Annotated in this window: 3 protein-coding genes; all 3 read left to right on the top strand. The window is 70.9% G+C overall.

All coding sequences use genetic code 11. The features are described 5' to 3' along the window. The coding region (locus LN042_RS36590) for an IPT/TIG domain-containing protein (protein ID WP_230055788.1) at positions 1-593 on the top strand (593 nt) is incomplete at its 5' end. Between the two features lie 210 nt (positions 594-803). Beyond that, positions 804-2,435, top strand: coding sequence for an IPT/TIG domain-containing protein (locus LN042_RS36585; protein ID WP_230055787.1), 1,632 nt, complete (start codon positions 804-806; stop codon positions 2,433-2,435). Between the two features lie 253 nt (positions 2,436-2,688). After that, positions 2,689-3,473, top strand: a 785-nt coding sequence (locus tag LN042_RS36580; RefSeq protein WP_230055786.1) for a replication-relaxation family protein, incomplete at its 3' end; no start/stop codon positions are given.

Below are 3,473 nucleotides of genomic sequence, written 5' to 3'. Positions count from 1 at the left end.
GGCCGCCGTCGTCGGTCGGTGTCACGGTCACCACGGCCGGAGGCACCAGCAATCCACTGCCGTACTTCTACCTCGCCGCACCCACCGTCAGCGATCTGTCCCCCCACCTCGGCCCGGCCACCGGAGGCAACACCGTCACCGTATTCGGCAGTAACCTGACGCTCACCAGCGCGGTGACCTTCGGGGGAAGCCCGGCCACCAACATCAACGTGATCTCCGACAACCAGCTCATCGTGACCGCTCCAGCCGGGCTCGGCACGGTCATCGTCGCCGTCACCACACCGGGCGGGACCAGCTCCGCAGCCACCGGAAACCCGTACTACACGTTCCTCGCGGCACCCGTCCTGACCAGCCTCACCCCCTCCCACGGCTCTGATCTCGGCGGTGAGGCGGTCGTGCTGGGCGGCAGCAACCTCACCTACACCGACGCGGTGACCTTCGGCGGCGTCCCGGCCTCGTTCGCGGCGATCTCCGACACCCAGGTCGTCGCGACCAGCCCGGGCGGGGCACCCGGCACGGTGAACGTGGTGGCGCACACCCCGGCCGGAAACAGCAACGCCAACGCCCTGCCCTATGTCTACGACCCTTCTTGAGTCCAGTGACTGACGGGACGTCGGCTGCGGTGCGGTCGGGTCGGTTCAGAAAATCGGGAAGGGAGAGCGTCGTGGTTCAGGTAGTGATCAGCGTCAGCAGCACCAGCCAACGCGCTCCAGCGGGAGGCGCTTCGATCCCCGTCAGCTGCACCGGTTCCACCGGTGCCTCGGCCGCCCGTACGGGCGGCGTCCCGGAGCCGGGGGGGCATCATGGAGGTGAATGAGCCGCTGGGGACGGATGAGATACCGGTGGGGCACGCCCCCATCGTGGCGGCGATCACCCCGGACGGTCGGTACGTCTATGTGACCAACTTCGGGAGCAGCAGCGTCAGCGTGATCGATGCGACCACCAGGAGTGTCATCACCACGATCCGTGTGACCAGCGGGCCGTGGGGCGTCGCGGTCGCCCCGGACGGGCTGCGCGCCTATGTGGCCTGTTTCGGGTCCGACACAGTAGCGGTCATCGACACCACCACCAACCAGGTCACCGCCAGCGTCCCAGGGCTGGACAAGCCCCTCGGCCTTACAGTGTCACCCGACGGCTCCCGGCTCTACGTGGCCAGCCAGGGCGGGAGCCGGGTGGATGTGATCAGCACGGCCACCAACACGCTCATCACCTCGGTACCGGTGGGCACCGGTCCGCGCAATGTGGCGGTCACACCCGACGGGGTGGAGCTCTACGTCACCGAGGAAGGCGCGAACACGGTCACGGTCATCAACACCGCCACCGACACCGTCGTCGCGACTCTCCCCGGGTTCCTCTTCCCCCGGGGAGTGGCGCCTTCACCCGACGGTCAGCGCGTCTACGTGACGGAGTACGGCGGAAACAGACTGGACGTCATCGACACCGCCACACACAGCGTCGTGCACACGGTCACGGGGCTGTCCATTCCCTTCGGCGTGGCGGTCAGCCGCGACGGGCTGCTGGCGTACGTGGCGTGCAACGGCGACGACAGCGTCTCCACCATCGACCTCCTCACGTACGAGATCATTGACACGGTGCCGGGCCTCCATGCGCCGTCCTGGCTGGTGGTCACCCCGGACGACCTCGACGTCTACGTGGTCAACAACGGCAACGAGACGGTGCGCGTGCTGCCCACGCCGTCCGGTGCGTACCCCGACGTGGGGCCCCTGTCGGGCGGGACGGCGGTGAACATCATCGGGGAAGGGCTGGGCGACACCACCGCCGTCCGCTTCGGATGCCAGCCGGCCGCCTCCTTCACGGTCCTCAACGACCAGGAGATCCTGGCCGTCTCGCCGCGCCTCATCACCGACGTCAAGATCGACGCCACCATGGGGCAGCTCAATACCCGGACCGTAGGCCGCTTCTACTACCTCCCGGACTCGGTGCTGACCGGGATCAGCCCGACCTCGGGTCCGCTGAGCGGGGGCGGCACCCTGACCGTGACCGGCCGGGGCATTATCACCACCACATCGGTGCGCTTTGGCAACGTCGCTGTCACCCCGTCGTCCGTCCTGGACGACAGGGTCATCGTGACGGTGCCGCCCGCGCGGACAGCCGGCCCGGTGCCGGTCACCGTCGTCACGCGCAGCAACTCCTACGGACACTCCACCTTCACCTACGCGGGGCCGCCCGGCATCACCTCCGTGACCCCGTCCTCAGGTTCGACGGCCGGCGGCGATCCGGTCCTGATCGTAGGCACCGAGCTCGCGTCCACCCAGGTGGTGACGATCGGCGGTGCCGTGGCCGCCTTCGGGATCATCTCCAACACCCGGATCGCCGCCATCACTCCCCCTGCGGCCGCCCCCGGCCAGGCGAACGTCACCGTGACGACGGCGGGCGGCACCGCTACCGCGCCTGGGGCCTTCGTCTATACCTGATCGCCGGGCCAGGCCATGCACTCCGCTCGGTGCTCGGCGCGGAGCAGCCGAGCCAGATGATGTCGGGGCATCGTCTGCGGCCATCCTGTTCCGTGGGTCCAGACTCTTCGGCGCCGAGCCGGCCAGGCGCCGCCCCGGCCACGACAACCAGGACGACGGCCAGGCCGACGCCGTCGAACCGGCCGAGCCGACCCGGCCGGGACGCACTGCCTACCGGCGCGGCGCTGCCAACCCCAACGGCTCGACCAACGCCATGCGGGCCGATGTCCTCGGCGCGCTCGGCGTCCTCAAGGTCGCCACCGCCGACCAGCTCCAGCGCCTGCTGCGCCCCCGGGCGGCGTCGAACACCGTGATCCGGCAGGCGCTGCGCGATCTCGCGCTGCACGGGCTGGTCGCCTCGGACGGCAATACCCGGGCCCGGCACAAGACGTGGCGGCTGGAGGGCACGGTCGGACTGGAGGCGGCCGGGCAGGTGCTCGGTCTGCCCCGCGCCGACATGGGCTCCACGGCCCGGGGCGCCGGCCGCTCCGGTGCCCGGCACGCGATGGCGGTCAACGAGACCGTGCTGGCCTTCGTGCGGGGCGGCACCGCGCCGGGCGCCCCGGGCGGGGTGGGCGACGTGGCCGACTGGGAGACCGAGGTCGAGTTCCTGCTGCCCGGCGGCCGGCGCAAGGTGCGTCCGGACGCGGTGTGGCGGGCCCCGGAGATCGGGGTGCCGGTGCTGATGGTCGAGGTCGACCGCTCCACCATGTCGCCGCAGCGGGTCGCGGCGAAGTTCACCGCCTACCGCGAGCTGTTCCGCACGAAGGTGAAGAGCACCGACCCGGCGCTGGCCGAGCAGGACCCGGCTGACCGCACGGTGCACTGGTGGCGCCGCACCTGGCCCGGCCCCCACACCCGGCCCGGCTACCCGCCGGTCGCCCTGGTCGTCACCGACGCCGGACCGGTCGCGCTGGCCAACCGGCAGCAGGCCGTCGCGGACCTGTCCGCCGACTGCTGGCGCGGCCGGTGGCGCAGGGAAGTCCGCGACTACAACGA

The sequence above is a fragment of the Kitasatospora humi genome (assembly GCF_020907985.1).
Taxonomy (GTDB): domain Bacteria; phylum Actinomycetota; class Actinomycetes; order Streptomycetales; family Streptomycetaceae; genus Kitasatospora; species Kitasatospora humi.
Note: the sequence above shows the minus strand (reverse complement) of the source record. Positions and strands in the feature narration are given on the sequence as shown.